The 25,822-nt window shown below is 65.2% G+C and carries 21 protein-coding genes and 2 tRNA genes; 10 read left to right on the plus strand and 13 right to left on the minus strand.

The features are described from left to right. Positions 1 to 280 precede the first annotated feature (280 nt). From CBW24_RS04875 to truA, 4 genes are all read left to right on the plus strand, one after another. Positions 281 to 2,551, plus strand: a complete 2,271-nt coding sequence (locus tag CBW24_RS04875) for a primosomal protein N' (RefSeq protein ID WP_097372849.1) — start codon at positions 281 to 283, stop codon at positions 2,549 to 2,551. Positions 2,552 to 2,658: 107 nt separating this feature from the next. Then, a complete protein-coding gene (locus CBW24_RS04880; protein ID WP_097372850.1) occupies positions 2,659 to 3,888 on the plus strand; it encodes an MFS transporter in 1,230 nt (409 codons plus the stop codon). A 75-nt stretch (positions 3,889 to 3,963) separates the two neighbouring features. Then, positions 3,964 to 4,635, plus strand: a complete 672-nt coding sequence (gene msrA / locus CBW24_RS04885) for a peptide-methionine (S)-S-oxide reductase MsrA (RefSeq protein ID WP_097372851.1) — start codon at positions 3,964 to 3,966, stop codon at positions 4,633 to 4,635. An 80-nt stretch (positions 4,636 to 4,715) separates the two neighbouring features. Continuing rightward, positions 4,716 to 5,483: a tRNA pseudouridine(38-40) synthase TruA gene (gene truA / locus CBW24_RS04890; protein ID WP_097372852.1), complete on the plus strand. Its 768-nt coding sequence runs from the start codon at positions 4,716 to 4,718 to the stop codon at positions 5,481 to 5,483. 6 nt (positions 5,484 to 5,489) lie between these two features. On the opposite strand, the gene CBW24_RS04895 is transcribed toward truA, so the two are convergent. The 4 genes from CBW24_RS04895 to CBW24_RS04910 all read right to left on the minus strand — a co-directional run bounded on the left by CBW24_RS04895 (position 5,490) and on the right by CBW24_RS04910 (position 10,712). Next, positions 5,490 to 6,929: a sulfatase-like hydrolase/transferase gene (locus tag CBW24_RS04895; RefSeq protein ID WP_157773068.1), complete on the minus strand. Its 1,440-nt coding sequence runs from the start codon at positions 6,927 to 6,929 to the stop codon at positions 5,490 to 5,492. A gap of 297 nt (positions 6,930 to 7,226) precedes the next feature. After that, a complete protein-coding gene (locus CBW24_RS04900; protein WP_097372854.1) occupies positions 7,227 to 9,005 on the minus strand; it encodes a SulP family inorganic anion transporter in 1,779 nt (592 codons plus the stop codon). Between the two features lies 1 nt (position 9,006). Then, positions 9,007 to 9,888: an MBL fold metallo-hydrolase gene (locus CBW24_RS04905; protein ID WP_088662215.1), complete on the minus strand. Its 882-nt coding sequence runs from the start codon at positions 9,886 to 9,888 to the stop codon at positions 9,007 to 9,009. Positions 9,889 to 10,046: 158 nt separating this feature from the next. Next, a complete protein-coding gene (locus CBW24_RS04910; RefSeq protein WP_097372855.1) occupies positions 10,047 to 10,712 on the minus strand; it encodes an SDR family NAD(P)-dependent oxidoreductase in 666 nt (221 codons plus the stop codon). A 281-nt stretch (positions 10,713 to 10,993) separates the two neighbouring features. Between CBW24_RS04910 and CBW24_RS04915 the strand changes: the two genes are divergently transcribed. After that, positions 10,994 to 12,574, plus strand: coding sequence for a 2-isopropylmalate synthase (locus CBW24_RS04915; RefSeq protein WP_088662213.1), 1,581 nt, complete (start codon positions 10,994 to 10,996; stop codon positions 12,572 to 12,574). 150 nt (positions 12,575 to 12,724) lie between these two features. Here CBW24_RS04915 and CBW24_RS04920 read toward each other — a convergent pair whose 3' ends face one another. Together CBW24_RS04920 and hisA are read right to left on the minus strand one after the other, a co-directional pair. Next, positions 12,725 to 13,090, minus strand: a complete 366-nt coding sequence (locus tag CBW24_RS04920) for a DUF1428 domain-containing protein (RefSeq protein WP_097372856.1) — start codon at positions 13,088 to 13,090, stop codon at positions 12,725 to 12,727. A 70-nt stretch (positions 13,091 to 13,160) separates the two neighbouring features. Next, positions 13,161 to 13,883, minus strand: coding sequence for a 1-(5-phosphoribosyl)-5-[(5-phosphoribosylamino)methylideneamino]imidazole-4-carboxamide isomerase (gene hisA, locus CBW24_RS04925; RefSeq protein ID WP_097372857.1), 723 nt, complete (start codon positions 13,881 to 13,883; stop codon positions 13,161 to 13,163). 147 nt (positions 13,884 to 14,030) lie between these two features. Here hisA and CBW24_RS04930 point away from each other — a divergent pair, with 147 nt between their 5' ends. Beyond that, the gene (locus CBW24_RS04930) at positions 14,031 to 14,426 is read left to right on the plus strand and encodes a DUF2147 domain-containing protein (RefSeq protein ID WP_097372858.1); all 396 of its coding nucleotides are present in this window, start codon (positions 14,031 to 14,033) and stop codon (positions 14,424 to 14,426) included. An 87-nt stretch (positions 14,427 to 14,513) separates the two neighbouring features. On the opposite strand, the gene hisH is transcribed toward CBW24_RS04930, so the two are convergent. Together hisH and hisB are read right to left on the minus strand one after the other, a co-directional pair. Next, positions 14,514 to 15,152, minus strand: coding sequence for an imidazole glycerol phosphate synthase subunit HisH (gene hisH, locus CBW24_RS04935; RefSeq protein ID WP_097372859.1), 639 nt, complete (start codon positions 15,150 to 15,152; stop codon positions 14,514 to 14,516). Continuing rightward, positions 15,152 to 15,739, minus strand: a complete 588-nt coding sequence (hisB, locus tag CBW24_RS04940) for an imidazoleglycerol-phosphate dehydratase HisB (RefSeq protein WP_097372860.1) — start codon at positions 15,737 to 15,739, stop codon at positions 15,152 to 15,154. Before hisB ends, hisH begins: the two co-directional genes overlap by 1 nt. Positions 15,740 to 15,905: 166 nt before the next feature. Here hisB and CBW24_RS04945 point away from each other — a divergent pair, with 166 nt between their 5' ends. Continuing rightward, positions 15,906 to 16,730, plus strand: a complete 825-nt coding sequence (locus CBW24_RS04945; RefSeq protein WP_097372861.1) for an alpha/beta fold hydrolase — start codon at positions 15,906 to 15,908, stop codon at positions 16,728 to 16,730. 82 nt (positions 16,731 to 16,812) lie between these two features. Here the strand turns inward: CBW24_RS04945 and CBW24_RS04950 are convergent. The 5 genes from CBW24_RS04950 to CBW24_RS04970 all read right to left on the minus strand — a co-directional run bounded on the left by CBW24_RS04950 (position 16,813) and on the right by CBW24_RS04970 (position 22,592). Beyond that, positions 16,813 to 16,887: transfer RNA gene (locus CBW24_RS04950), tRNA-Gly, on the minus strand. 134 nt (positions 16,888 to 17,021) lie between these two features. Further along, positions 17,022 to 17,096: transfer RNA gene (locus tag CBW24_RS04955), tRNA-Gly, on the minus strand. Between the two features lie 249 nt (positions 17,097 to 17,345). After that, a complete protein-coding gene (locus CBW24_RS04960; RefSeq protein WP_097372862.1) occupies positions 17,346 to 20,789 on the minus strand; it encodes a pyruvate carboxylase in 3,444 nt (1,147 codons plus the stop codon). 275 nt (positions 20,790 to 21,064) lie between these two features. After that, a complete protein-coding gene (locus CBW24_RS04965) occupies positions 21,065 to 21,295 on the minus strand; it encodes a DUF2842 domain-containing protein (RefSeq protein ID WP_088662206.1) in 231 nt (76 codons plus the stop codon). A 4-nt stretch (positions 21,296 to 21,299) separates the two neighbouring features. Further along, positions 21,300 to 22,592 (minus strand): adenylosuccinate synthase, encoded by a 1,293-nt coding sequence (locus CBW24_RS04970; RefSeq protein WP_088662205.1) that lies wholly within the window; start codon positions 22,590 to 22,592, stop codon positions 21,300 to 21,302. Between the two features lie 284 nt (positions 22,593 to 22,876). Between CBW24_RS04970 and CBW24_RS04975 the strand changes: the two genes are divergently transcribed. The 3 genes from CBW24_RS04975 to CBW24_RS04985 all read left to right on the plus strand — a co-directional run bounded on the left by CBW24_RS04975 (position 22,877) and on the right by CBW24_RS04985 (position 25,725). Next, a complete protein-coding gene (locus CBW24_RS04975; RefSeq protein ID WP_088662204.1) occupies positions 22,877 to 23,314 on the plus strand; it encodes a DUF6524 family protein in 438 nt (145 codons plus the stop codon). A 132-nt stretch (positions 23,315 to 23,446) separates the two neighbouring features. Next, a complete protein-coding gene (secG, locus tag CBW24_RS04980) occupies positions 23,447 to 23,830 on the plus strand; it encodes a preprotein translocase subunit SecG (protein ID WP_088662203.1) in 384 nt (127 codons plus the stop codon). A gap of 251 nt (positions 23,831 to 24,081) precedes the next feature. Beyond that, entirely contained in the window at positions 24,082 to 25,725 is a 1,644-nt protein-coding gene (locus CBW24_RS04985) for a CTP synthase (protein WP_088662202.1), read from the plus strand. Positions 25,726 to 25,822 lie beyond the last annotated feature (97 nt).

Raw genomic sequence — 25,822 nt, forward strand, 5'->3', positions numbered from 1 at the left:
CGGACCGCGCGGAAACCCGTCATTTTCACCCAACCGGTGGCGCGCCCGCCACAACCTGTGCGCGTTTTCGCGGGCTTTTCCCCATATATGGGGGCGTTGGCGGCGGCAGCGCGGCTGTCGGGGCGGGTCGCAAGGCGGGTTCGGGGACGCGCGCGGTTGATGTCGCGCGGCACTGGGATAAAAGACAGGCCATGATTGCGTGCCCCCGATGCCATCCTTGCCCTGCAACCGGCCTTAGCCGCCCGGCCGTGCCGCCTCGCACGCCGTCCAAGGGCGTGTCATGAGCAGCGGTGATCTGTTTGGCGACGGCGGCACCGGCGATGACCGCGCGCCTGACCTGCTGCATCCCGGTATCCCCGACCGTGACGGGCTGTTCCCCGAAGGCGCGTTGGTCGGCGTGCTGACGACGCAGCCGCTCGACCGGCTGCTGGATTACAAATCCCCACCCGGCGGGTGCGCGCCCGGCGATCATGTCGAGGTGCCGCTCGGCCCGCGCAAGGTGCATGGCGTGGTCTGGGGGCCGGGGGCGGGTGGCTTCGACCCGGCGAAGGTGCGCGCGGTGTCGCGGGTGCTCGACATCACGCCGATGCGCGAGGAGATGCACCAGTTTCTGGGCCGCGCCGCCGATTACACGCTAACGCCGATGCCCGCGATGCTGCGGCTCGCCACCCGCGCGCCGGGGCTGACCGACGCGCCCGCCGCGCGCAAGATCTACCGCCCCGGCGCCACCCGCCCCGAGCGGATGACCGATGCGCGCCGCCGGGTGCTGGAGGTGCTCGACGATCATGGCGGGCTGGCCTTCACGCTGGGCGAACTGTCGGAGATGGCAGGCGTGACATCGTCGGTGGTGAAGGGGTTGGTCAAACTCGGCGCGGTGGCGGAGGAGGACGCGCCCCGCGATCTGCCCTATCCCCGGCTGGACCCCGGCCTGCCCGGTGTGGCGCTGAGCGCGGCGCAGGCGGCGGGCGCGGAAAGCCTGCGCCAAGCGATGCGCGCAGGCGGCTACGGCACCACGATGCTGAAGGGTGTCACCGGTTCCGGCAAGACCGAGGTCTATCTGGAGGCGGTCGCGGAATGTCTGGCGCAGGGGCGACAGGCGTTGGTGCTGCTGCCGGAGATCGCGCTGTCGGCGGAGTTCTTGACGCGGGTCGAGGCGCGGTTCGGCGCGCGGCCTGCCGAATGGCATAGCGGTGTGACCACGACCGAGCGGCGCCGCTGCTGGAAAATGGTCGCCGAAGGCGGCGCGCAATTGGTGGTCGGCGCGCGCTCCGCGCTGTTCCTGCCGTTCCGCGATCTGGGGCTGATCGTCGTCGATGAGGAGCATGACACCTCCTACAAGCAGGAGGACGGGGTGCTCTATAACGCCCGCGACATGGCGGTGCTGCGGGCGGCGTGTTGTTCGGCGCGGGTGATCCTTGCCTCCGCCACGCCGTCGCTGGAGACATGGGCCAATGCCGAGGCCGGGAAATACGACCGGGTCGAGCTTGGCGCGCGGTTCGGCCGGTCGGTCCTGCCGGACATGGACGCCATCGACATGCGGGACGAGGATCTGGCCGCCGGGCACTGGATTTCGCCCACGCTGGCAAGCGCGATTGGCGCGCGGATCGAGGCGGGCGAGCAATCGCTGCTGTTCCTCAATCGCCGGGGCTACGCGCCGGTGACGATCTGCCGGGCCTGCGGGCATCAGATCGGCTGCGATCATTGCGACGCGCGCATGGTCGAGCACCGGTTTCAAAAACGGCTGGTCTGTCATCAATGCGGCGAAAGCAAACCCGTCCCCGAAAAATGCCCCTCCTGCGATGTCGAGGGTAAGCTCGCCCCCGTCGGCCCCGGTGTGGAGCGCATGGCCGAGGAGGTGGCAGCGGCTTTCCCTGAGGCGCGGGTCGCGGTACTGTCCTCGGATTTGTTTAGCTCCGCCCGCGCGCTGAAGGAGACCATCGCCGCGATTGCCGCCGGGGGCGCCGACATCATCATCGGAACGCAACTGGTGGCCAAGGGGCATAACTTCCCGCTGTTGACGCTGGTGGGGGTGATCGATGCGGATCTGGGGCTGCAAGGGTCGGACCTGCGCGCTGCCGAGCGCACGTTTCAACTGATGCGGCAGGTCGCGGGCCGGGCGGGGCGGGCCGAACGCCCCGGTGCCGCGCTGTTGCAGACATTCCAGCCGGAACACCCGGTGATCCGGGCAATCCTCGGCGGTGATGAGGAAGCGTTCTGGCGCGCCGAGGCCGAAACCCGGCGTCAGGCCGGTGTGCCGCCCTATGGCCGGATGGCGGGGATCATCCTTAGTTCCCCCGATGTGCAGGAGGTGTTCGATCTGGGCGCGGCAATGGCGCGACAGGACGGGCCGCTGCGCCGGATCGGCGCGCAAGTGTTCGGTCCCGCGCCCGCGCCCATCGCCCGTATCCGAGGCCGCCACCGCGTGCGATTGCTGGTCAAAGCCGAAAAGCAGGCGCCGTTGCAGGCCGCGCTCGCCGAATGGATCGCTCAGTTCCGGCGCGGGGCGAACCTGCGGCTGGCAGTGGATATCGATCCGCAAAGCTTCTTCTGACGGCGCGGGCCGGGGCGGGGATTGCGGCGAGAGTATTTCAGGCAAATCTAAGCGGGGCGCGCAAAACGGGCTTCCGTAGACATATGTTTCCGGCATAGATCAGAGGCATGAGAACCTTGCCCCTTGCCGAGGCCCGGCATCTGCCGGTCTGGCGCCGCCCCACGACGTTGTTGTTCCTGATGGCTGCCGGCATGCCGGTGGCCTTTGCCACATGGTCGGCGCTGCTCAATAACTTCGTGATCGAGGTGGCCGGGTTCGACGGCTCCGACATCGGCTGGCTGCACACGGTGCGCGAAATTCCGGGCTTTCTCGCGATTGGTGTGATCGCTCTGCTGATGTTCATCCGCGAACAGGTGCTGGGGCTGATGGCGCTGCTGCTGCTGGGTGTCGCGACCGCGATTACCGCGTGGTTCCCCTCGCTGGGCGGAATCCTGACGATCACCATGCTCAGTTCGATCGGGTTCCATTACTACGAGACGGTGAACCAGTCGCTGCAATTGCAATGGATCGACCGGGCGCGCGCGCCGCAAATGCTGGGCTGGTTGCTGGCCGCAGGCTCGGCGGCGACGCTGGCGGCCTATGTCCTGATCGTGCTGACATGGGATGCGTTGGAGCTGAGCTACAATACCGTCTATCTGGCCTCCGGCGGGGTCACGGCGCTGATCGCGGTCGCCTGTTTCCTGCTGTTCCCGCAATTCGAGGCGCCCAACCCGCAGGTCAAGAAATTCATCCTGCGGCGGCGCTACTGGCTGTATTACGCGCTGCAATTCATGGCTGGCGCGCGGCGGCAGATCTTTGTGGTCTTTGCCGGGTTCATGATGGTCGAGCGGTTCGGCTTCGACGTGCATCAGGTCACGGCGCTGTTTTTGATCAACCTGATCGCCAATATCATCATCGCCCCGCTGCTGGGCCGGGCCGTGGCGATCTGGGGCGAACAGCGCACACTGATCTTTGAATACGCCGGGCTGATCTGTGTGTTTCTTGCCTATGGTGGGGTTTATTGGTTCGGTTGGGGCGTGCTGCTGGCCTCGGCGCTCTATGTGATCGATCACATCTTTTTCGGGCTGGCTTTGGCGCTGAAAACCTATTTCCAGAAGATCGCCGATCCCGGTGACATCGCGCCCACTGCCGCAGTGGCGTTCACCATCAACCACATCGCAGCGGTGTTTCTGCCCGCGTTGCTGGGTTATTTGTGGCTGACCTCGCCGGCGGCGGTGTTTCTGCTGGCCGCAGGCATGGCGGCCACGTCGCTGGGGTTGGCGCTGCTGATCCCGCGCCACCCGGTTCCGGGCCATGAAACCCGCCTGAGCCGTCTGCTGCCTGCCCCGGCGGAGTAAGGCCGGACCGGAGGTCACCTGTAGGAAATCCTCGGCCGCCACCCTATATCGGGGGCAAGCAAAGGAGGGTTCCTGATGTTCCTGTTTCAACGCAAGCCGACCGACCCCGTGACCGCCGAAACCGCGCTGCCCGGCCGCGCGGAGGCGATCCCCACCGCCGACACTCATTTCGTGCTCGACCGTCCCCTGACCCGCGACGTGCCGCCGGGCATGGAAGTGGTGATTTTCGGCATGGGATGTTTCTGGGGGGTGGAGCGCCTGTTTTGGCAGATCGAAGGCGTCTACCTGACGATGGTGGGCTACGCTGCGGGCTGCACGCCGAACCCGACCTATAACGAGGTCTGTTCCGGCATGACCCATCACAACGAAGTGGTGCGCGTCGTCTATGACCCGCTGGTCGTATCGTTCGAGGCGCTGCTGAAGGTGTTCTGGGAAGGCCACGACCCGACCCAAGGCATGCGTCAGGGCAACGATGTCGGCACGCAGTATCGGTCCGGCATCTACTACACGACCGACGCGCAGAAGGCCGCCGCACTGGCCAGTCGCGATGCGTTCCAGCCGCATCTGACCGCCGCCGGGCGCGACGAGATCAGCACCGAGATCCTGCCCGCGCCCGAGTTCTATTTCGCCGAGGATTATCACCAGCAATATCTGGCCAAAAATCCGGGCGGCTATTGCGGGCTGGGCGGCACAGGCGTGACCTGTCCCATCGGCACGGGCGTAAGCTCCGGCTCCGGCGCGGCCTGATCGCGACGGCGCGGGGGCAGGCGGCGGCGATCTGACCGCCGCCGCTTGCCCCGCCGGGCGCGGATCGCTACATCCGCGCCATGCCTCGTTTTGCCCTGAAAATCGACTATCACGGCGGCCCGTTTTCGGGCTGGCAACGGCAATCGCATGCGCCCTCGGTGCAGCAGGCCGTGGAGGAGGCCCTGCGCCGGCTGCAACCCGATGCGCCGGGGATCGGCGCGGCGGGGCGCACGGATGCGGGCGTGCATGCCACCGGCCAAGTGGCGCATTGCGATCTGGTCCGCGACTGGGAGCCGTTTCGCCTGAGCGAAGCGCTGAACTACCATCTGAAGCCCGCCCCGATCGCAATCACCGCTTGCGCGCCTGTGGCCGATGACTGGCATGCCCGGTTTTCGGCCATTGAACGGCGCTACCTGTTCCGCCTGATCGCGCGCCGTGCGCCGCTGACCCATGAGCGCGGGCTGGCGTGGCGCGTGCCGCATCCGCTGGACCTGACCCCGATGCAGGAGGCCTGCGCGCATCTGCTGGGGCGGCACGATTTCACGACCTTTCGGGCGTCCGAATGTCAGGCCGACAGCCCGGTCAAGACATTGGACGAAGCGCGGGTCGAGGCCGTGCCACTGGAGGTCGGCGTTGAATATCGCTTTACCTTCCGGGCGCGGTCCTTTCTGCACAATCAGATCCGCAGCTTTGTCGGCACGCTGGAGCGGGTGGGCGCGGGCGCTTGGACCCCCGATGACCTGCGCGCAGCGTTGGAGGCGCGGGAGCGCAGCCGCTGCGGCCCGGTCTGCCCGCCGGATGGTCTGTATCTGACCGGGGTGGGCTATCCCGACGATCCGTTCGGCTAAGGCGGCTCAGGTGATCGCGATGGCCGCAGGCTCCTTGATCGGGGTGTCGCGGATCTCTTGGGGGAGCAAGCGCGGCGGCACCGGCGGGGCCAAATCAGGCAGCGCTGCGGTCAGCTCCACCAATAGCGGGGCCAGATTGGCAGGCACCCCGTCGGCCAGCAGGTTCGCCCGCTCGAACGGATCGCTGCCGTGATCGTAAAGCTCCATCGTGCCGTCGTGATAGCGGATCAGCCGGTGCGCGCCGCTGCGGACCGTGCTGGCCAAGAAGCTGCGCCGCTGGCCGGGGGGGCGCTTATGCAAAAACCGCTCATAGGCCGATACGGCAGGGCGGTGGTCTGAGGCGGCACCGCTCAGCAGAGGCCAAAGCGATTGCCCGTCCAGCGGATGCGGTGGCGTAAGACCGCCCGCCTCGGCCAAGGTGGGGTAGAGATCAAGCAGGGAGACCGGCTCCGCCACCCGGCGCGGCGCGATCCCCGGCCCGGCGATCATCAGCGGCACCCGCAGCGCGCGTTCCCACAGGGTGAATTTCCGAAACGCCAGCTTTTCCCCCAGTTGCCAGCCGTGATCGGACCAGAGCACGATCAATGTATGGGCGTCCTGTCCGGTGGCCTCCAGCCGATCCAGCACCTCGCCCAGACGGGCATCGGCATAGGCGATGGCGGCGAGATAGGCATGCAGGAACGCGCCGTATTCGTTCATCTCGACCAGCGACTTGCCCATTTTCGGGAATACGAACCGGCGCCCAGCGGCGGGGATCTGGTCCCACACGCTGCGATCATCGGGATCGAACAGATGCCCAGACAATCCGGGCGGCAGCGCCACCGGCGTCTCGATCATGTCGAAATAGCGTTGCGGCACCACGAAGGGCAGATGCGGGCGGTAGAGCCCGATGGCCCAAAATTGGTTTTCGGCGCTTTCGGTGATCTCCGGCAGCATGGCGGCCAGCGTGCGGTCATCCATCAGCGGCGGCGCATCATTCGGGATCGGGCCAAAGTCGCTGTCGAGATCCAGCAGCCCGCCACGCACACAGCGTGAAATCGGTGCGAAACGGTCCAGCGGGCTGTCATGCCAGCGGTCCCAATCCGCAGGATCAAGTCCCGAGCGCCCAAGGTGATAGATCTTGCCCGCGCCGCTGGTCCGCCACCCCGCGCGCCGCGCCTGCCCGATGATCGAGCGCTGTCCTCCGCGCGGGTAGTGCATCGCCCAGCTGTGGCGGTTGTGGTATAGCCCGGTGCGCCACGGGGCCTGTCCGAACAGCGTGGCAGTGCGCGACGGAGAACACGCAGGAGCAGGTGCGTAGGCCGCGTCAAACACGCAAGCGCGCTGCGCCAGCCGCGTCAGGTTCGGTGTCACCGCACCGGGATGCCCGCCAAGCGGCGCGATCCAGTCATTCAGATCCTCGATGGAAATCAGCAGGATGTTGCGGATCGGGGCAGGGGGTGTCACCGGCGATGCTCCTCGGGACTGCGGGTGCAGGCGAGTTTGCAGCCACGGATGCGGCGCGCAAGGTGCTGCGGGCAGGGGGCGGCCCGGTGTTGCAGTTCAGGCCTATGACACCCGGCTCGTGGGGGCGCGCGACCCAGGCGGTCGGGCGGGGCGGCGCTCGGTGAGCCTGCCTGCGCGCGCGCGCCGGTGCGGTTGAGCGATGTGCTTCAAGGTCGGCGGCGGATGACCAGCCCGCGCGGACGGCTTGGTCATCCCCGCGCGCCCTCTGCGGGCTGGCTGAGCTTGGTCGGCCAGCGCTTAGCCCGTCGGGTTCGACCCCTCAGCTCGACGGGGCCCTTGTTGGCAGGGCGATTCCTTGGGCGCCAGCGCGCGCATGGCGTCGTATTGGGACAGGAACACCTGACCTGTCAGCTCCGTCAGGAACGCGGTGCGGCGCAGTTTATCCATCACCGGGCCTTTGACCTCGGACAGGTGCAGGCACAGGCCGGTGTCGCGCAGGCGGTGGTTGATCGCTTCGAGGCTTTCCAGCGCGGACATGTCGATTTCGTTGACCGCCGAGCACATCAGCACGACATGGCGCAGATCCTCCGCCCCGGCGATGCGGTCATAGACGTAATCCTCCAGAAACCGGGCATTGGCGAAATAGAGGCTTTCGTCAATGCGGATGGTCAGCAGGGTGGGATCGGTCAGCACGTCGTGACGGTTGATGTTGCGGAAATGCTCGGTCTCCGGCACGCGGCCCACCTCGGCCACATGGGGGCGGGACGTGCGGTAAAGATGCAGGACAATCGACAGGCCCACGCCGGAGGACACGCCCAATTCCACACCGAAAAGCAGGGTCAGCAGGATAGTCGCGGCAACGGCGGTAAAATCGGCCCGGCTGTAGCCCCACGCCCGGCGCAGGACGTGCAGATCGACAAGGCTCAGCACCGCGACAATGATGGTTGCGGCCAGCACGGCCTTGGGCAGAAACCACAATAGCGGCGTCAGCAGCAGCGCGGCCAGCCCGATGCCCACGGCAGTGAATGCCCCGGCGGCGGGGGTTTCGGCCCCGGCGTCGAAATTCACCACGGAGCGCGCGAACCCGCCGGTCACCGGGTAGCCGCCGGTCAGGGAGGCCGCGATGTTCGATGCGCCCAGCCCGATCAATTCCTGATCCGGCACGATCCGCTGGCGGCGCTTGGCGGCAAGGGTCTGCGCGACGGACACGCTTTCGACGAAGCCGATGATGGAGATCAGCAACGCGGACCCTGCAAGGCTGGACCACAGCGACAGATCGAACGAGGGGAGCGTCAGCGGCGGCAATCCCTGTGGCACCGCACCGACGATGGCCACACCCTGCGAGTCGAGCCCAAAGGCCCAGACCGCAGCCGTGCTGACGGCAACCGCCGCCACCGGCCCCGCGCGCGCCAGCAGATCGGCCAGACGGGGCCCCGCGCCCAACCGGCGCAACAGCGGTTTCAGCCCGCGCCGCACCCAGAACAGAAATGCCAGCGTTGCCAGCCCGATCACCAGCGTCGGGAGGTTGGTCTGCGGCAGGTTGGTGACCAGCCCTTCGACAAGCTCGATCACCGTATCGCCGGATGTTTGAATGCCCAGCACATGCCCCATTTGCGACAGTGCGATCAGCAAGCCCGACGCAGTGATGAAACCGGCGATCACCGGATGGCTCAGGAAATTGGCCAGAAAGCCCAGCCGGAACAGACCCATCGCCAGCAGGATCACCCCCGACAGCCCGGCGAGCACCAGTGCGGCGGCGGCGAATTCTGCCCCCTCCAGCCCCAGATTGCCAATGGCTGCGGCGGTCATCAGCGACACCACCGCCACCGGACCCACGGCCAGCGTACGGCTGGTGCCGAACACCGCATAGGCCAGCAGCGGCGCGACGGAGGCATAAAGCCCCATCTCCGGCGGCAGGCCCGCCAGCAGCGCATAGGCCAGAGATTGCGGAATCAGCATGATGGTGACGATCACCGCCGCCATCAGATCGGCACCCAAGGTGGCTTGGTCGTAGCGGCGGCCCCAGTCGAGCAGCGGCACATAGCGGGAAAGGTCGCGGCGGGTGGGTTTGCTCATGTCAAAGTCCGTTCACCGGGATTTTCAGCACCTTGTTGCCGTGCTCGTCCACCGGCACCTCGCCGCCGCGCATATTGACCTGCAAGGACGGCAAGATCAGCCGGGGCACCGCCAGTTGCGCGTCGCGCTCGGTGCGAAACCGGACAAACTCCTCCCGGCTGCGCCCGCCGCCGACATGGATGTTATGAGCGCGTTCGTCCGCGACCGTGCTTTCCCACCGAATATCGCGCCCGCCGGGCCCGTAATCGTGGCACATGAACAGGCGCATCTCATCGGGCAGGGCGAGGATTTTCTGTATCGAATCGTAAAGTTCACCCGCGTCCCCGCCGGGGAAATCGGCGCGCGCGGAGCCGCCATCCGGCATGAACAGCGTGTCCCCGACAAAGGCCGCGTTGCCGATGATATGGGTCATGCAGGCGGGCGTGTGGCCGGGGGTGTGCATGGCAACCCCGGTCAGGCTGCCGATCTGGTAGCTATCGCCATCCGTGAACAGCTGGTCGAATTGGGAGCCGTCGCGCTGAAATTCGGTGCCTTCGTTGAAGATCTTGCCAAACGTGTCCTGCACCACGGTGATCTGCGCACCGATGCCGATGCGTCCGCCCAATTCGCGCTGGATATAGGGCGCGGCGGAGAGGTGATCGGCATGGACGTGGGTTTCGATCAGCCAGTCAAGCGTCAGCCCGTGGTCCCGAATATGCGCGATCATCCGGTCGGCATGGGTATGGGTGATCCGCCCGGAGGCTTGGTCGAAATCCATCACCGAATCGATAATCGCGCAGGCGGTCGTGGCCGGGTCGCGCAGGATGTAGGAGATCGTATTGGTGGCCTCGTCGAAGAAGGCAGTCACCTCCGGCGTCACGCTCATGTCGAGGGGCGGGGACATCGGGTTCCTTTCGTGGCGGGCGCAGGCGGCAGCCCCGGTCACGGCCCGAAAACAGGCCACGGCACAGGGTCAGACGCGCGAAATTGCACATATATAAAGATTGGTGAATATGTGTGCCGCCGCATGGAAAGTCCAGCGCTTTTGCGGATCTTGCCCGGCTACCAAGGCACGGTTTGGCCCGACCAGTCCCGAAAACCTCCATTATCCTCAGCGCTCAGCCCGTCCATGACCCGAAGCAGATTGGCGGCGGCCTCGGGGGCGGGCACGGTCGGATGGCGCCCGGCATAGGCGCGGGTGAATTCGGTCGCGACGGTGCCGGGATGCAGACAGATGCAGATCGCCTGCGGATGACTGCGTGCCACCTCGATCGCGGCACCGTGGATCAGCGCGTTCAGCCCCGCCTTCGCGGCACGGTAGCCATACCAGCCGCCCAGCCTGTTATCCCCGATGGAGCCGACCCGCGCCGACAGCACCGCAAAAACGGATCTGTCAGTGCGCGGCAGCAGGCGCAGCGCGTGTTTCAGAACCAAGGCTGGGCCAATCGCATTCAGTTGGTATTGCGCCGCAAGCGCAGCAGGGTCCAGATCGCGCAGGCTTTTCTCCGGTTCTGCCCCGTCGATCACCAGCGCGCCGGTGGCGACGATGATCTGGGCGTAGGGGGGTGTCAGCGGGGCAAGCGCGTCACGAATGCTGTCCTCATCGGTCAGGTCGATCCCGTCGGTTCGGCGTGACAGTGCCGTCACCTCATGGCCCGCGTCCTGCAACGCCCGGCACAGCGCCGCGCCAATGCCGCCGGACGCGCCGATCACAAGGGTTTTCGCCATGTCGCCTCTCCCGTTGTCGCAAGGGGGAGATAGGCGGGCGGGCAGAAAGGTCCATTTCGGGGCTTTTCTTTCGGCGCGCCCCGGCTATAGTCCGGCCCCATGAGCAACCGCCACTATACCCCCGCCGCCGCGCCGCGCATTTTCGCGCCTGCGCTGCCCGTTGCGGGTGGGCTGCTTCTCCTTAGCTGCCTCTGAGCGTGCCTCCCGGCGCGCCGCTCAGGGGTGGACCAGCGCCGGATCTTCGCACTACAGACGGCACCAGACGCTAAGGACCAGATATCATGACCACTCCCATCCCCGAACAGGACCGCGTCCTGATTTTCGACACCACCCTGCGTGACGGCGAGCAAAGCCCCGGCGCGACGATGAGCCATGCCGAGAAGCTGGAGATCGCCCAACTGCTGGACGAGATGGGCGTCGACATCATCGAAGCGGGCTTCCCGATTGCTTCCGAAGGTGATTTCGCCGCCGTGTCCGAGATCGCCAAGCTGAGCAAGCAGGCCACGATCTGTGGCCTCGCCCGCGCGAATTTCAAGGATATCGACCGCTGCTGGGAGGCCGTGAAGCACGCCCGCAGCCCGCGCATCCACACCTTTATCGGCACCTCGCCGCTGCATCGCGCGATCCCGAACCTGACCATGGACGAGATGGCCGACCGCATCCATGACACGGTGAGCCACGCCCGCAACCTCTGCGACAACGTGCAATGGTCGCCGATGGATGCGACGCGGACGGAATGGGATTACCTCGCCCGGGTCGTGGAAATCGCGATCAAGGCCGGCGCCACCACGATCAACATCCCCGACACGGTGGGTTATACCGCGCCGGTGGAAAGCGCCGATCTGATCCGCCGCCTGATCGCCGAGGTGCCGGGCGCCGATGAAATCGTGTTCGCCACGCATTGTCACAACGATCTGGGCATGGCGACGGCCAATGCGCTGGCCGCCGTCGAGGGCGGTGCGCGGCAGATCGAATGCACGATCAACGGTCTGGGCGAGCGCGCGGGCAACACCGCGCTGGAGGAGGTCGTGATGGCGCTGAAGGTGCGCAACGACATCCTGCCCTGGCACACCCGCGTCGACAGCACCAAGATCATGAACATCTCGCGCCGCGTCGCCACCGTGTCGGGCTTCCCGGTGCAGTATAACAAGGCCATCGTAGGCAAGAACGCGTTTGCCCATGAAAGCGGTATCCATCAGGACGGGATGCTGAAAAATGCCGAGACGTTCGAGATCATGCGCCCCACCGATGTGGGCCTGACCGAAACGAGCCTCGTCATGGGCAAGCATTCGGGCCGCGCCGCGCTGCGCTCCAAGCTGAAAGATCTGGGCTTTGAGCTGTCCGACAACCAGCTGCAGGATGTGTTCGTGCGGTTCAAGGCGCTCGCGGACCGCAAGAAGGAAGTCTACGACGAAGATATCGTTTCGCTGATGAGCGAAACCGCGACCGAGGGCCGGACCGACCGGCTGAAGGTGCGCTTCCTGCGGGTGATCTGCGGCACCGAGGCACCGCAATCCGCCGACCTGACCCTGACCGTCGATGGCGAGGATCATCAGGTCACCGCGCAGGGGGACGGCCCGGTGGATGCGGTGTTCAACGCGGTCAAGAAGATCGTCCCGCATCAGGCGCGGCTGCAACTCTATCAGGTGCACGCGGTCACGGCGGGCACCGATGCGCAGGCCACGGTCAGCGTGCGGATGGAGGAAGACGGTAACATCGTCACCGGACAGGCTGCCGATACCGATACCGTCGTCGCCTCGGCCAAGGCCTATGTCAGTGCGTTGAACCGCCTGATGGTCCGCCGCGAACGGTCGAAATCCGGCGAAGACCTGAAGATGGTCAGCTACAAAGACGTCGTATAATGCGCGGGGGCGGGCCAAAAGCCCGCCCTTTTGTGTAATTCGGGCCAATTAACCGCGTAGAGGCAGCGCCTTTACGCGCACTGCCCCAGCGCCCGCCAGGCGCCCACGGCCCCAGGGCGGGCCAGCCCCACCGGGTTGCGCCCCCCGGTTTCAGTCCTTTGCGCTGTCCAGCACCGGGACAAAGCTGCCATAGATCATGCGTTTGCCATCGAACGGCATCGCGTCGGGGGACATGTCGGCAAAGACAGGGTCAGTCTCCATCGCGGCCATACAGGCGTCCGAACTTGCCTTGTCCGGCCACTCGATCCACGAAAACACGATAGCTTCGCCCTCGGCGCGCTGAACCGCCATAGGGAAAGACGTGAGCTTGCCGTCGGGCACGTCGTCCTCCCAGCTTTCGACCATGCGCAACGCGCCGTAACGCTGAAACGCGGACCACGATTTGCGGGCGAAATCGATGTAGCTTTGCTTGTTGTCATGCGGCACGGCCGCGACAAAACCGCTGATATAGGACATGGCACTTCCTCCGGGGTTACCTTTGGGAAGTGTGGCGCTGATCCAGCGGGCGCGCAACCGTGCGCAGGCGTTAGCCCTTCAGCGTGGACAGCGCGGTGGCAAGATCCAGCGCGCCGTCATAAAGCGCCCGTCCCGAGATCGCACCGTTCAGCCCCGCCCCGCAATCGCGCAGCGCGATAAGGTCATCGAGCGACGACACCCCACCCGACGCAATCACCGGGATCGATACCGCCCGCGCCAGCGCAGCCGTCGCCTCGATATTAGGGCCCTGCATGGCGCCATCACGGTTGATGTCGGTATAAATGATGGCCGCGATGCCAGCGTCTTCGAACTGGCGGGCAAGGTCCGTGACCTCGACATCCGTTTCCTCCGCCCAGCCACGGGTGGCCACCTTGCCGTTGCGCGCATCCAGACCGACCGCAACCTGACCGGGGAACACGCGCGCTGCCTCGCGCACCAGATCGGGATTTTCGACCGCAACGGTGCCAAGGATAACGCGGGCAAGACCCTTTTCCAGCCAGCCGCCGATCGTTTCCATGTCGCGGATGCCGCCGCCCAATTGCACGGGCACGTTGACCGCCGACAGGATCGCCTCGACCGCCGCGCCATTGACCGGGCGCCCGGCGAACGCGCCGTTCAGATCGACCAGATGCAGCCATTCGCACCCTGCCTCGACAAAGCTGCGCGCCTGCGCTGCGGGATCGTCGCCAAACACCGTGGCCTTCTCCATGTCGCCTTTCAGCAGGCGCACGCATTGGCCGTCCTTCAGGTCGATGGCGGGGTAGAGGATCATGGCGCGGTCTCCGGCATTTGGTGTCTGGCGCCTTGTGCAACGGATGGCGGCGCGGGGCAAGCGAGCCTGCGACGCGACGTTCCGCTTGCCCGGTGCGGGTGCGTGGCGCGAGGATCGACCATCGCAGGATTTGGGAGGAGAATGGCGATGAAACGATTTCTGGCAGCCGCCGGCACGGCGTTGGCCCTGACCGTGGCGGGCCCCGCACTGGCACAGGACCTGGCAGGCACCTACCAGACCCAGCTGAACGACGACGGCAATTTCGCGCATGTGCGCTTTGCCCCCTGCGGTCAGGCGTGGTGCGGGACGATGGTGCGGTCCTTCAACCGGCAGGGCCAGCCGATCGAAAGCCCGCATACCGGGCGCGCGCTGGTCTGGGACATGGTCCCCGCAGGTGGCGGAGCCTATAAAAGCGGTAAGATCTGGGATCCCGGCGCGGATAAGACCTACCGCTCGAAGATGCAGCTTGAAGGCAACATGCTGAAAGTGTCGGGCTGCATCGGTCCGATCTGCAAAAGCCAGAGCTGGAAGAAGGTCAACTGACCTTGCTCAGGGGCCGGGCCCGCGGGCCCGGTCCGTTTCGTTTTGCGACCGCGGCCCGCTGCATGACCCCGGTCGTCTGCCAGCGCCCTAGGGCGCCCAGCTCAGGAAATTCCCGATCAGCTTTAGCCCGGCGGACTGGCTTTTCTCCGGGTGGAACTGCGTGCCGATCATGGTGTCGCGGCCGATAATGGCGGTGACATCGGTGCCGTAATCCACATGCGCCAGCCGTTCTTCGGGGCGGGCCACGCGGAAGTGGTAGGAATGCACGAAATAGGCATGATCGCCGGTCTGCACCCCGTCCAGAATGGGGTGGGAGCCGGTGACGATCAGGTCGTTCCAGCCCATATGCGGCACTTTCAAACGGTCATCGCCGGGTTCTATTTCCACCACGTCGCCCGCGATCCAGCCCAGCCCGTCCACCTCGCGGTATTCGTGCCCACGCGACGCCATGAGCTGCATGCCGACGCAAATGCCCAGAAACGGGCGGGCTTTCACCTCCACCGCTTCGACCAGCGCTTCGAAAAGGCCGGTGCGATCAACGAGAGCGTCCCGACAGGCGGGGAAGGCCCCGTCACCGGGCAGCACGATGCGATCGGCGCGGGCGACATCCTCGGGCGAGGAGGACACGATCACCTCGCCGCCATCCACCTCGCGGGCCATGCGCTGAAACGCCTTCTCGGCGGAGTGCAGATTGCCGCTGTCGTAATCGATCAGAACCGTCAGCATCACAGCGCACCCTTGGTCGATGGAATCGCGTCCGATTTGCGGGGGTCGGTCTCGACCGCTTCGCGCAGGGCGCGGGCCACGGATTTGAACGCGGCTTCGGCAATGTGGTGGCTGTTGAACCCGTGCAGGGCGTCGATATGCAGCGTGATGCCGCCATGCGTGGCCAGCGCCTGAAAGAATTCGCGCACCAGTTCGGTGTCGAATGTGCCGATTTTCGGCGTGGGCAGCAGCACGTTCCACACCAGATAGGGCCGCCCGGACAGATCCAGCGCCGTGCGGACCAGCGCGTCATCCATCGGCAGCAGGCAGGCGCCGTAGCGGCGGATGCCGCGCTTGTCGCCTAAGGCCTGCGTCAGCGCCTGACCCAGCGCGATGCCCACATCCTCCACCGTGTGGTGATCGTCGATATGCAGATCGCCCTCGCAGCGCACGGTCATGTCGATCAGGGCGTGGCGCGACAGCTGATCGAGCATGTGATCGAAGAAGCCGACCCCGGTGCGGTTGTCATAGCTGCCGGTGCCGTCGAGGTCGATTTCGACGCTGATATCGGTCTCGGCGGTTTTGCGGGTGATGCTGGCGCGGCGCATGGCGGCTCCTTTCGACATGCCCGGATCGGGCTCGGGCGCCTGTATAGGGCGCGCGTCCTGCCGGGAAAAGGGGGCGTGCGTCGCAGCCGGGCTCCTGTCGCCGTGATGGAACAGGCGGCACCGGGGGCGGGTTGGGATGACGAAACTTTCCAAGGAAGGACACCCTATGCCAATGATCGAAGCGATCGACCGCACGAAGATCCATGTCAGGGACTGGGGGCCGGCGGAGGCGCGTCCGCTGGTGCTAATCCACGGCTGGCCGCTCAATGCCGACAGTTGGGAATATCAGGCGGTGCGGCTGGCCGAGGCGGGGCACCGAGTGGTGGCCTATGACCGGCGCGGCTTTGGCCGGTCCGAACAGCCGTTTACAGGCTATGACTACGACACGATGTCGGACGATCTGGCCACCGTCATGGCCGCGCTGGATCTGAAGGAGGCCACGCTGGCGGGGTTTTCGATGGGCGGCGGTGAGGTCGCCCGCTACATGTCCCGCCACGAAGGGGAGCGCGTCGCGAAAACGATGCTGATTTCTTCCGTTGTGCCCTTCATGCTCGATACCGACGATCACGACGGCGTGCCGCAGAAGGTCTTCGACGGGATCAAGGACGGCTTGCGCAAGGATCGCCCGGAGTTTCTGTCGGAGTTCTTCAAGACGTTCTACGGGCAGGGCACCAAGAAGGGCGGCGTGTCCGACGGCGTGCTGCATTGGTCCCTGATGATGGCAATGCAAGCCAGCCCCAAGGCGACACTCGATTGTGTCGATGCGTTCGGCACCACCGATTTCCGTCCCGACCTCGACGCCTTCGATGTGCCGACGCTGGTGGTGCATGGCACGGCGGATGAGACCGTGCCCATCGATCCGTCGGGCCGCGCCGCCGCCGAGGCGATCCGCGATGCGGAATTGAAGGAATATGACGGTGCGCCCCACGGCCTGACCGCGACCCATGCCGATCAGCTGTTTCAAGACATGCTGGAATTCCACGAAAGCTGAGCCACAGGGGCCAGTCTGCGAAACGCGAAAGGGCCGGTCAAAAGACCGGCCCTTTTCACATCCGTCTCGTGAGAGAGGAAATTGGAGCGGGCGAGGCGATTCGAACGCCCGACCCTTACCTTGGCAAGGTAATGCTCTACCCCTGAGCTACGCCCGCTTCCTTGGGTGGGTGCGTGCTACCGGATCGCGGTGTCCGGCACAAGCCCCTTTTTCGTGTCATCGTCGTCCCGTCAGCGATCTGCAAAATACCGGGGTAGGTATTCAACGTATTGATCTGAAAGGAGGGCCCATTGGAGCGGGCGAGGCGATTCGAACGCCCGACCCTTACCTTGGCAAGGTAATGCTCTACCCCTGAGCTACGCCCGCTTCCTTGGGTGAGGGGGATTTATGAAAACCACGCGGAGGCTGCAAGAGGAAATCCGGACTGAGGCCGAAAAATATGCCTGACTTTGGGTGAAGTCGGCTGTTCCCCGCCATCGCGTATCTTAGGCCTCGCGCGTGGGGGCAGCAGGTTGCAGAGCGGCGCGGCTGAACAGCCCGTGTCATACAGTCCGCACGCGGTGCATGCTGCGAAAGAGCAACGCGCCCCGCCGGATCGGGCGGGGCGCATTAGGATCACTCGAATTCGACCAGCAGGTCTTTCGCGTCGATCTGGTCGCCGGGTTTGACGTGAACCGCCTTCACCGTGGCTGCGCGTTCGGCGTGGATGCCGGTTTCCATCTTCATCGCTTCGATGGTCAGCAGCATGTCGCCTTCGCCCACCTTCTGACCGGGCTGAACCCCGACCGAGGCGACGGAGCCGGGCATCGGCGCGCCCACATGGGAGGGATTGCCGATCTCGGCCTTCGGATTGGCCTGTTTCGTGGCTGCGACGTGCCGGTTCGGCACGCGAATCACGCGGGGCTGGCCGTTGAGTTCAAAGAACACCTTCACCTCGCCCCGGTCATCGGTCTCGCCGATGGCCTGACAGCGGATGACGAGCGTCTTGCCGGGGTCGATCTCGGCTTCGATCTCCTCGCCATCTTCCATCCCGTAGAAGAACGCATGCGTCGGCAGCGTCCGCACCGGGCCGTATTCCAGATGCCGGGTCATGTAGTCCGAGAACACTTTGGGATACATCAGGTAGCCGTTCAGATCCTCGCCGTCGATTTCGGTTTCGGGGAACTTCTCCTGCAATTCCTGCCGGGTGGCGTCCAGATCGACGGGGGGAAGATGCTTGCCCGGACGGTCGGTCATGGGCTTCTCGCCCTTCAGGATTTTCTTCTGCAGCGCCTTGGGCCATCCGCCCGGCGGCTGACCCAGATTGCCCTTCATCATGTCGATCACCGAATCCGGGAAGGACACGTCCTTCTTCGGATCTTCGACATCGGCGCGGGTCAGGCCTTGGCTCACCATCATCAGGGCCATGTCGCCCACGACTTTCGACGACGGGGTGACCTTCACGATATCGCCGAACATCTGGTTCACCTCGGCATACATATGGGCCACGTCGTGCCAACGCTCCTCCAGACCCAGCGACCGGGCCTGCGTCTTGAGGTTGGTGAATTGCCCGCCGGGCATTTCGTGGAGATACACCTCCGAGGCCGGGGCCTGCATGCTCGATTCGAACGCGGCATATTGCAGGCGGACCGCTTCCCAGTAGTCCGAGATCTGGCGGACCTGCTCGATGTCGATGCCGGTGTCACGCTCGGTATGGGCCAGCGCCTCGACGATGGAGCCGAAGGTCGGCTGCGAGGTGTTGCCCGACAGCGCGTCCATTGCCACATCGGCGGCGTCCACCCCGGCCTCGGCGGCGGCAAGGATCGTCGCCCCGGCGATGCCCGACGTGTCATGGGTGTGGAAGTGGATCGGCAGGCCGACCTCTTCCTTCAGGGCCTTCACCAGCAACCGCGCGCCTGCGGGCTTCAGCAGACCGGCCATGTCCTTCAGGCCCAGCACATGCGCGCCTGCGGCCTTCAGATCCTTACCCATGCCGACATAGTAGGCGAGGTCGTATTTGGCGCGGGCCGGGTCCAGCAGATCGCCGGTAAAGCAGATCGTGCCTTCGCAGACCTTGCCGCTTTCGATCACGGCATCCATCGCGACGCGCATGTTTTCGACCCAGTTGAGGCTGTCGAACACGCGGAACACGTCAACGCCGCTTTCGGCGGCCTGAGTGACGAAGCTCTGGACCACATTGTCGGGATAGTTGGTGTAACCGACCCCGTTGGAGGCGCGCAGCAGCATCTGCGTCATCAGGTTGGGCATGCGTTCCCGCAGGTCGCGCAGCCGCTGCCACGGGCATTCCTGCAAGAAGCGGTAGGCCACGTCAAAGGTCGCGCCGCCCCAGCATTCAACCGACAGAAGTTGCGGCAGGTTGGCGGCATAGGCGGGCGCGATCTTGATCATGTCGATCGACCGCATCCGCGTGGCCAGCAGCGACTGATGCCCGTCGCGCATGGTGGTGTCGGTCAGCAGCAACTGCTTTTGCGCCAGCATCCAATCGGCCACCGCCTGCGGACCTTCGCGCTCCAGCAGGGTGCGGCTGCCGGCGGGGGGCTCGGCGGTCAGCAGATCGGGCAGGCGCGGGGGTTTGGCCTCTGCCGGCGGCTGGGCGCGGCCCTGCGTTTCGGGATGCCCGTTGACGGTGATGTCGGCAAGATAGGTCAAGATCTTCGTCGCCCGGTCGCGGCGTTTCTTGAAATCGAAGAGGTCCGGCGTCTGGTCGATGAATTTGGTGTGGTATTCGTTGTTGAGGAAGGTCGGGTGCTTCAACAGGTTGATAACGAAATCGATATTCGTCGCCACGCCCCGGATGCGGAATTCGCGCAGCGCGCGGTCCATGCGTGCAATCGCAGCTTCGGGGGTGGGGGCCCATGCGGTGATCTTGGTCAGCAGGCTGTCATAATAGCGGGTGATGACCGCGCCGGAATAGGCCGTGCCGCCATCCAGCCGGATGCCCATACCGGTGGCCGATCGATAGGTGGTGATGCGCCCGTAATCGGGGATGAAGTTGTTGGTGGGGTCTTCGGTCGTGACCCGGCACTGAACCGCGTGGCCCGACAGTTCCACATCATATTGCGAGGCAACGCCGGTGGCCTCGGTCAGGGACTTGCCCTCGGCGATCAGGATCTGCGCGCGCACGATGTCGATCCCGGTGACTTCCTCCGTCACGGTATGCTCGACCTGCACGCGCGGGTTCACCTCGATGAAGTAGAATTCGCCCGAATCCATATCCATCAGAAATTCGACGGTGCCTGCGCATTCGTAATTCACATGCTCGCAAATCTTTTTGCCGAGGTTGCACAGCTTCTCGCGCTGGGCGGGCGACAGATAGGGGGCAGGGGCGCGTTCCACGACTTTCTGGTTGCGGCGCTGGACCGAACAGTCACGTTCCCACAGGTGGTAGATGTTGCCGTGGCTGTCGCCAAGGATCTGCACCTCCACATGGCGGGCGCGGGTGATCATCTTCTCCAGATAGCCTTCGCCATTGCCAAACGCGGCCTCGGCCTCGCGGCGGCCTTCCAGAACCTTCTCCTCAAGCTCCTCCGGCTTCAGGATCGGGCGCATACCGCGACCGCCGCCGCCCCAGCTGGCCTTCAGCATCAGGGGGTAGCCGACGGCCTCCGCTTCGGCGCGGATGGCGTCCATGTCATCGCCCAGCACTGCGGTCGCGGGGATCACCGGCACGCCCGCCTCAATGGCCACGCGCCGTGCGCTGGCCTTGTCCCCCAGCGCGCGCATCGTTTCCGCCTTCGGACCGATAAAGGTGATGCCGTTAGCGGCGCAGGCCTCCACGAAATCAGGGTTTTCGGACAGCAGCCCGTAGCCGGGATGGATCGCGTCCGCTCCGGCCATCTTGGCCACGCGGATCATTTCATCGATGGACAGATAGGCCGCGACAGGGCCCATGCCTTCGCCGATCAGATAGGCTTCGTCCGCCTTGAAGCGGTGCAGGCACAGCTTGTCCTCTTCGGCATAGACGGCGACCGTCTTCTTGCCCATCTCGTTGGCGGCGCGCATCACGCGAATGGCGATTTCGCCGCGGTTGGCGACGAGGATCTTGCTGAACTCTGCCATGACTTTCCTTCCCTTGCGGCCCCCGAAAGAGCCGGTCTTTCTGCAGTTGCAGCATAACCTATGCGCAAGGCGACGGTGCGTAAACGGATTTATTTCAGCGCGGCCCGCTTGACCCGGTCGCACATGTGGCAACGCAGGGGGCCGACGCCGGATGCCGCTGCAGGGCTGCCAATGCTGCGCTTGCAAAATAACGATGATTAGGAAGGTGGCGCTGCGCGCGATCCAGCGGGCGCGCATGAAAAAAGGGGGCCGATGCGGCCCCCTTCAATCAGATGTCACTTGCGCTTGGTCTGCGCATCGTCGGACGGTTTGCCGACCCCGCGAAACACGAACCTGAACGGCAGCGCCCAAAGCACGCCCAGCCCGATATAGATCGCCAGTTCGACCAACACCGGCGGGCGATCCAGCAGCCCCACCACCGTCACCGCCGCAACGATATAGAGCGGCAGCCCCACCAGCAGGATGACGAGCGACCAGCGCCGCCGTGCCTTGTAGCTCAGCGCCACCGGATCAATCCGCGAACGGATCGGTGACGAGGATCGTGTCGTCGCGCTCGGGCGAGGTGGACAGCAGCGCGACGGGACACTGGATCAGTTCCTCGACCCGGCGCACATACTTGATCGCCTCGGCGGGCAGATCGGCCCAGCTGCGTGCGCCAGCAGTGCTTTCCGACCAGCCCTTCATCGTCTCGTAGACCGGGGTGACGCGGGCCTGCTGATCGGCGGCGGTGGGCAGGTAGTCCAGCGTCTCGCCATCCAGCTCATAGCCGGTGCAGATTTTCAGCTCGTCGAAGCCGTCCAGAACGTCCAGCTTGGTCAGCGCGATGCCGGACACGCCGGAGGTCGCGCAGGTCTGACGGACCAGAACCGCATCGAACCAACCGCAGCGGCGCTGACGGCCCGTGACGGTGCCGAACTCATGCCCGCGCTCGCCCAGACGCTGACCATCGGCGTCCTGCAATTCGGTCGGGAAGGGGCCTTCGCCGACGCGGGTGGTGTAGGCCTTGACGATGCCCAGCACGAAATCAATCGCATTGGGGCCCAGCCCGGTGCCCGTCGCCGCCATGCCGGACATGGTGTTGGACGAGGTGACGAACGGGTAAGTGCCGAAGTCAATATCCAGCAGCGAGCCTTGCGCGCCTTCGAACAGGATACGCTTGCCCGCGCGGCGGTCTTCGTTGAGCACCTTCCACACCGGCGCGGCGAAAGGCAGGATCTGCGGCGCGATCTCTTCAAGCTTGGCCATCAGCGCGGCGCGGTCGACCTCGGGCAGGCCCAGACCCCGGCGCAGCGCATCGTGATGCACCAGCAAACGGTCGACGCGGGATTCGAGCGTCGCGCGGTCGGCCAGATCGGCCACGCGCACGGTGCGGCGACCCACCTTATCCTCATAGGCCGGGCCGATGCCGCGGCCGGTGGTGCCGATTTTGGCAACGCCGGTCTGGGATTCGCGGGCGCGGTCCAACTCGCCATGCACCGGCAGGATCAGCGGGGTATTTTCCGCGATCATCAGGTTGTCGGGGCTGACCTCGACACCTTGCTTGGTGAGGCGGGCGATCTCATCGATCAGCGCCCAAGGGTCCAGCACAACGCCATTGCCAATGACCGAGCGCTTGCCCTTGCGGACAATGCCGGAGGGCAGCAGCGACAGCTTGAACACCTCGCCATCGATGACCAGCGTATGGCCGGCGTTATGGCCGCCCTGAAACCGGGCAATCACGTCGGCCCGCTCGCTGAGCCAGTCCACGATCTTGCCTTTCCCTTCGTCGCCCCATTGGGCGCCGACGACGACGACGTTGGCCATGATGCATTCCTGTCGGTTGGAAAATCCGGGCCCCGTATAGCGGCGCCGCACCGGGGGCGAAACCGGTTTTTATGCGAAACCGGGGCCAATTGCGGGGCAAGGCGCACGAACCCGCCGGAATCCCGGTGCCGCGCGGTGGAAACACTGGACAGGCCGGGGGCGGCTGGGGCAAAGGGACGCCACCCCGATGCCCGCCCGCATTGCCGCGTGGCGCGCAAGCGTTGGGGAATGCTATGATTGTTTTGTTCACGAGTTCACTTTCACAGGGGATCGGCGCCCCCGGTATGGAGCGTCCCCCCCGACCAGACTGGCTGAGTGTTTTGCTGACCCCGATCTTCTACCGATGGGCCGCGGCTTTCGTGCTGATGGCTGCGACCTTCAATCCGACCCAATGGAACTATGTCCGCTGGGCCAGCCGATCCATGTCGGACCAGCTGCCGATGGTGGTTCTGGTCGGGCTGGTTCTGGTGATTGGCTACACGATCTATCTGCGGGCCACGCTGCGCTCCATCGGGGCGGTGGGCATGGGGCTGGTCAGCGCGGTCGTCGCAGCGCTGGTCTGGGTGCTGATCGATGCGGGCTGGATGCGGCTGTCCGATCCGTCCGCGACCACATGGCTGGTGCTGGTCGCGTTGTCTGCGGTGCTGGGGATCGGGCTGTCATGGTCGATCATCCGGCGGCGGCTGTCGGGGCAGGCGGACGTGGACGACGTCGACCTGTAACGCGGGGCCGCCGTGCCCTGAGTGCAGCACCCATGCGCCGCGGCGGAATTGCGCGGCATGCCGGGCGCGACAGGGGTTGCGAGCCCGGCCCGATCCCATTAGATCAGCCGCGATACGAGAACCGGAGCCTTCATGGAAAACGTCGTCCTCATCGTTCATCTGATCCTCGCGCTCTGCCTGATCGCCGTGGTGCTTCTGCAGCGCTCGGAAGGCGGCGGCCTTGGCATGGGCGGCGGCGGAGGCGGCGGTGGCGTGATGAGCGGCCGTGCCGCAGCCACCGCGCTGGGCAAACTCACATGGCTGTTCGCCATCGCATTCATCTGCACGTCGATCGCGCTGACGATCCTTGCGGCGATGGACAGTGCCGGCGGCTCCGTCGTGGACCGGTTCACCCCGGCGCCCGCGGTTCAGGACAGCACCATCGACGGCGATACCGACATGCCGGCAGGCTCGGAACTTCTGCCGCCCTCGTCGGGCGAAAGCGGGAATGCGCCGCTTCTTCCGCGCGCCGACTGATCCTGCCACACCCGAAAATTTCGCCGATCCGGGGGCCAGTTGGCCCCCGTTTCATTTCTCAGACCAGTGCCACAATCGGTTGACCGTCACGTCAATCGGACAACATCATCTTGCGGCGCGGTTGCCCATCCGGGACGAATCCGTTATAACTTAAATCCCGTGATGGTGCGGTTGGGCGACCTGTTTCGCAGGCCCCGATCCAGCCGATTCGCAGCAGACTATCGCAGCAAACTCACGGGGGTCGCCACCGCATGGCGCGTTTCATCTTCATCACCGGCGGCGTTGTATCTTCACTGGGCAAAGGGCTGGCATCCGCCGCGCTTGGCGCCCTGTTGCAGGCCCGCGGCTATTCCGTCCGACTGCGCAAGCTCGATCCCTATCTGAATGTCGATCCCGGCACGATGAGCCCGTTCGAGCATGGCGAGGTCTTTGTGACCGATGACGGGGCCGAAACCGATCTGGACCTTGGCCATTACGAACGCTTCACCGGCGTGGCTGCGCGCAAGACCGACAGCGTGTCTTCCGGGCGGATCTATTCCAACGTGCTCGAGAAGGAACGCCGCGGCGATTACCTGGGCAAAACCATTCAGGTCATTCCGCACGTCACCAATGAAATCAAGGACTTCATCTCAATCGGTGAGGATGAGGTCGATTTCATGCTGTGCGAGATCGGCGGCACGGTCGGCGATATCGAAGGCCTGCCGTTTTTTGAGGCGATCCGTCAGTTCAGTCAGGACAAGCCGCGCGGTCAGTGCCTGTTCATGCATCTGACCTTGCTTCCGTGGATAAAGGCCAGCGGCGAGTTGAAGACCAAGCCGACGCAGCACTCGGTCAAGGAACTGCGCTCCATCGGTCTGGCGCCCGATATCCTCGTCTGCCGCTCCGAAGGGCCGATCCCGGCCAAGGAACGCGAGAAGCTGGCACTGTTCTGCAACGTGCGCCCCGACAGCGTGATCGCCGCGCAGGATCTGTCCACCATCTATGATGCGCCGCTGGCTTATCACCGCGAGGGTCTGGATCAGGCCGTGCTCGACGCGTTTCAGATCAGCCCCGCGCCGAAGCCCGATCTGGCGAAGTGGGAAGACGTGTCTGACCGTATCCACAACGCCGAAGGCGAAGTGCGCGTGGCGATCGTCGGTAAATACACCCAGTTGGAAGACGCCTATAAATCCATCGCGGAGGCCCTCACCCACGGGGGCATGGCCAATCGCGTGCGGGTAAAGGTCGAATGGGTCGATGCGGAGATTTTCGAGCGCGAAGATCCCGCGGTCCATCTCGAAGGCTTCCACGCGATCCTCGTGCCCGGCGGCTTTGGCGAGCGCGGCACCGAGGGCAAGATCAAGGCCGCCGAATTCGCCCGCACCCATAAAGTGCCCTATCTGGGCATCTGTCTGGGCATGCAGATGGCGGTGATCGAAGCCGCGCGTAACGTCGCCGGTGTCGCCACGGCCGGGTCGGAGGAATTCGACCACGAAGCGGGCAAGCGCCGCTTTGAGCCGGTCGTCTACCACCTGAAGGAATGGGTGCAGGGCAATCACAAGGTCGAGCGCAAGGTCGGCGATGACAAGGGCGGTACCATGCGGCTTGGCGCCTATGACGCGGCGCTGACCGATGGATCCCGCGTGGCGGCGATCTATGGCGACACAGCCATCGAAGAACGCCACCGTCACCGCTACGAGGTCGACATCAAGTATAAGGAACAGCTGGAAAAGACCGGTCTGTGCTTCTCGGGGATGTCGCCGGACGGTCGCTTGCCTGAAATCGTGGAATGGACCGATCACCCGTGGTTCATCGGCGTGCAGTTCCACCCGGAGCTGAAATCCAAACCGTTCGAGCCGCATCCGCTATTCGCTGATTTCGTCCGCGCCGCGCGCGACGTGTCGCGGCTGGTCTAAGCGCGGTTCAACCTTGCGCGGGGGCGGCCTAAGGGACGCCCCTCCGACAGTCGCAAAGCCCGGCCTGCCATCGCAGCGCCGGGCTTTTTTCTTGCAA

Origin of the sequence: Pacificitalea manganoxidans, from assembly GCF_002504165.1 — a bacterium.
GTDB classification, from domain to species: Bacteria; Pseudomonadota; Alphaproteobacteria; order Rhodobacterales; family Rhodobacteraceae; genus Pacificitalea; species Pacificitalea manganoxidans.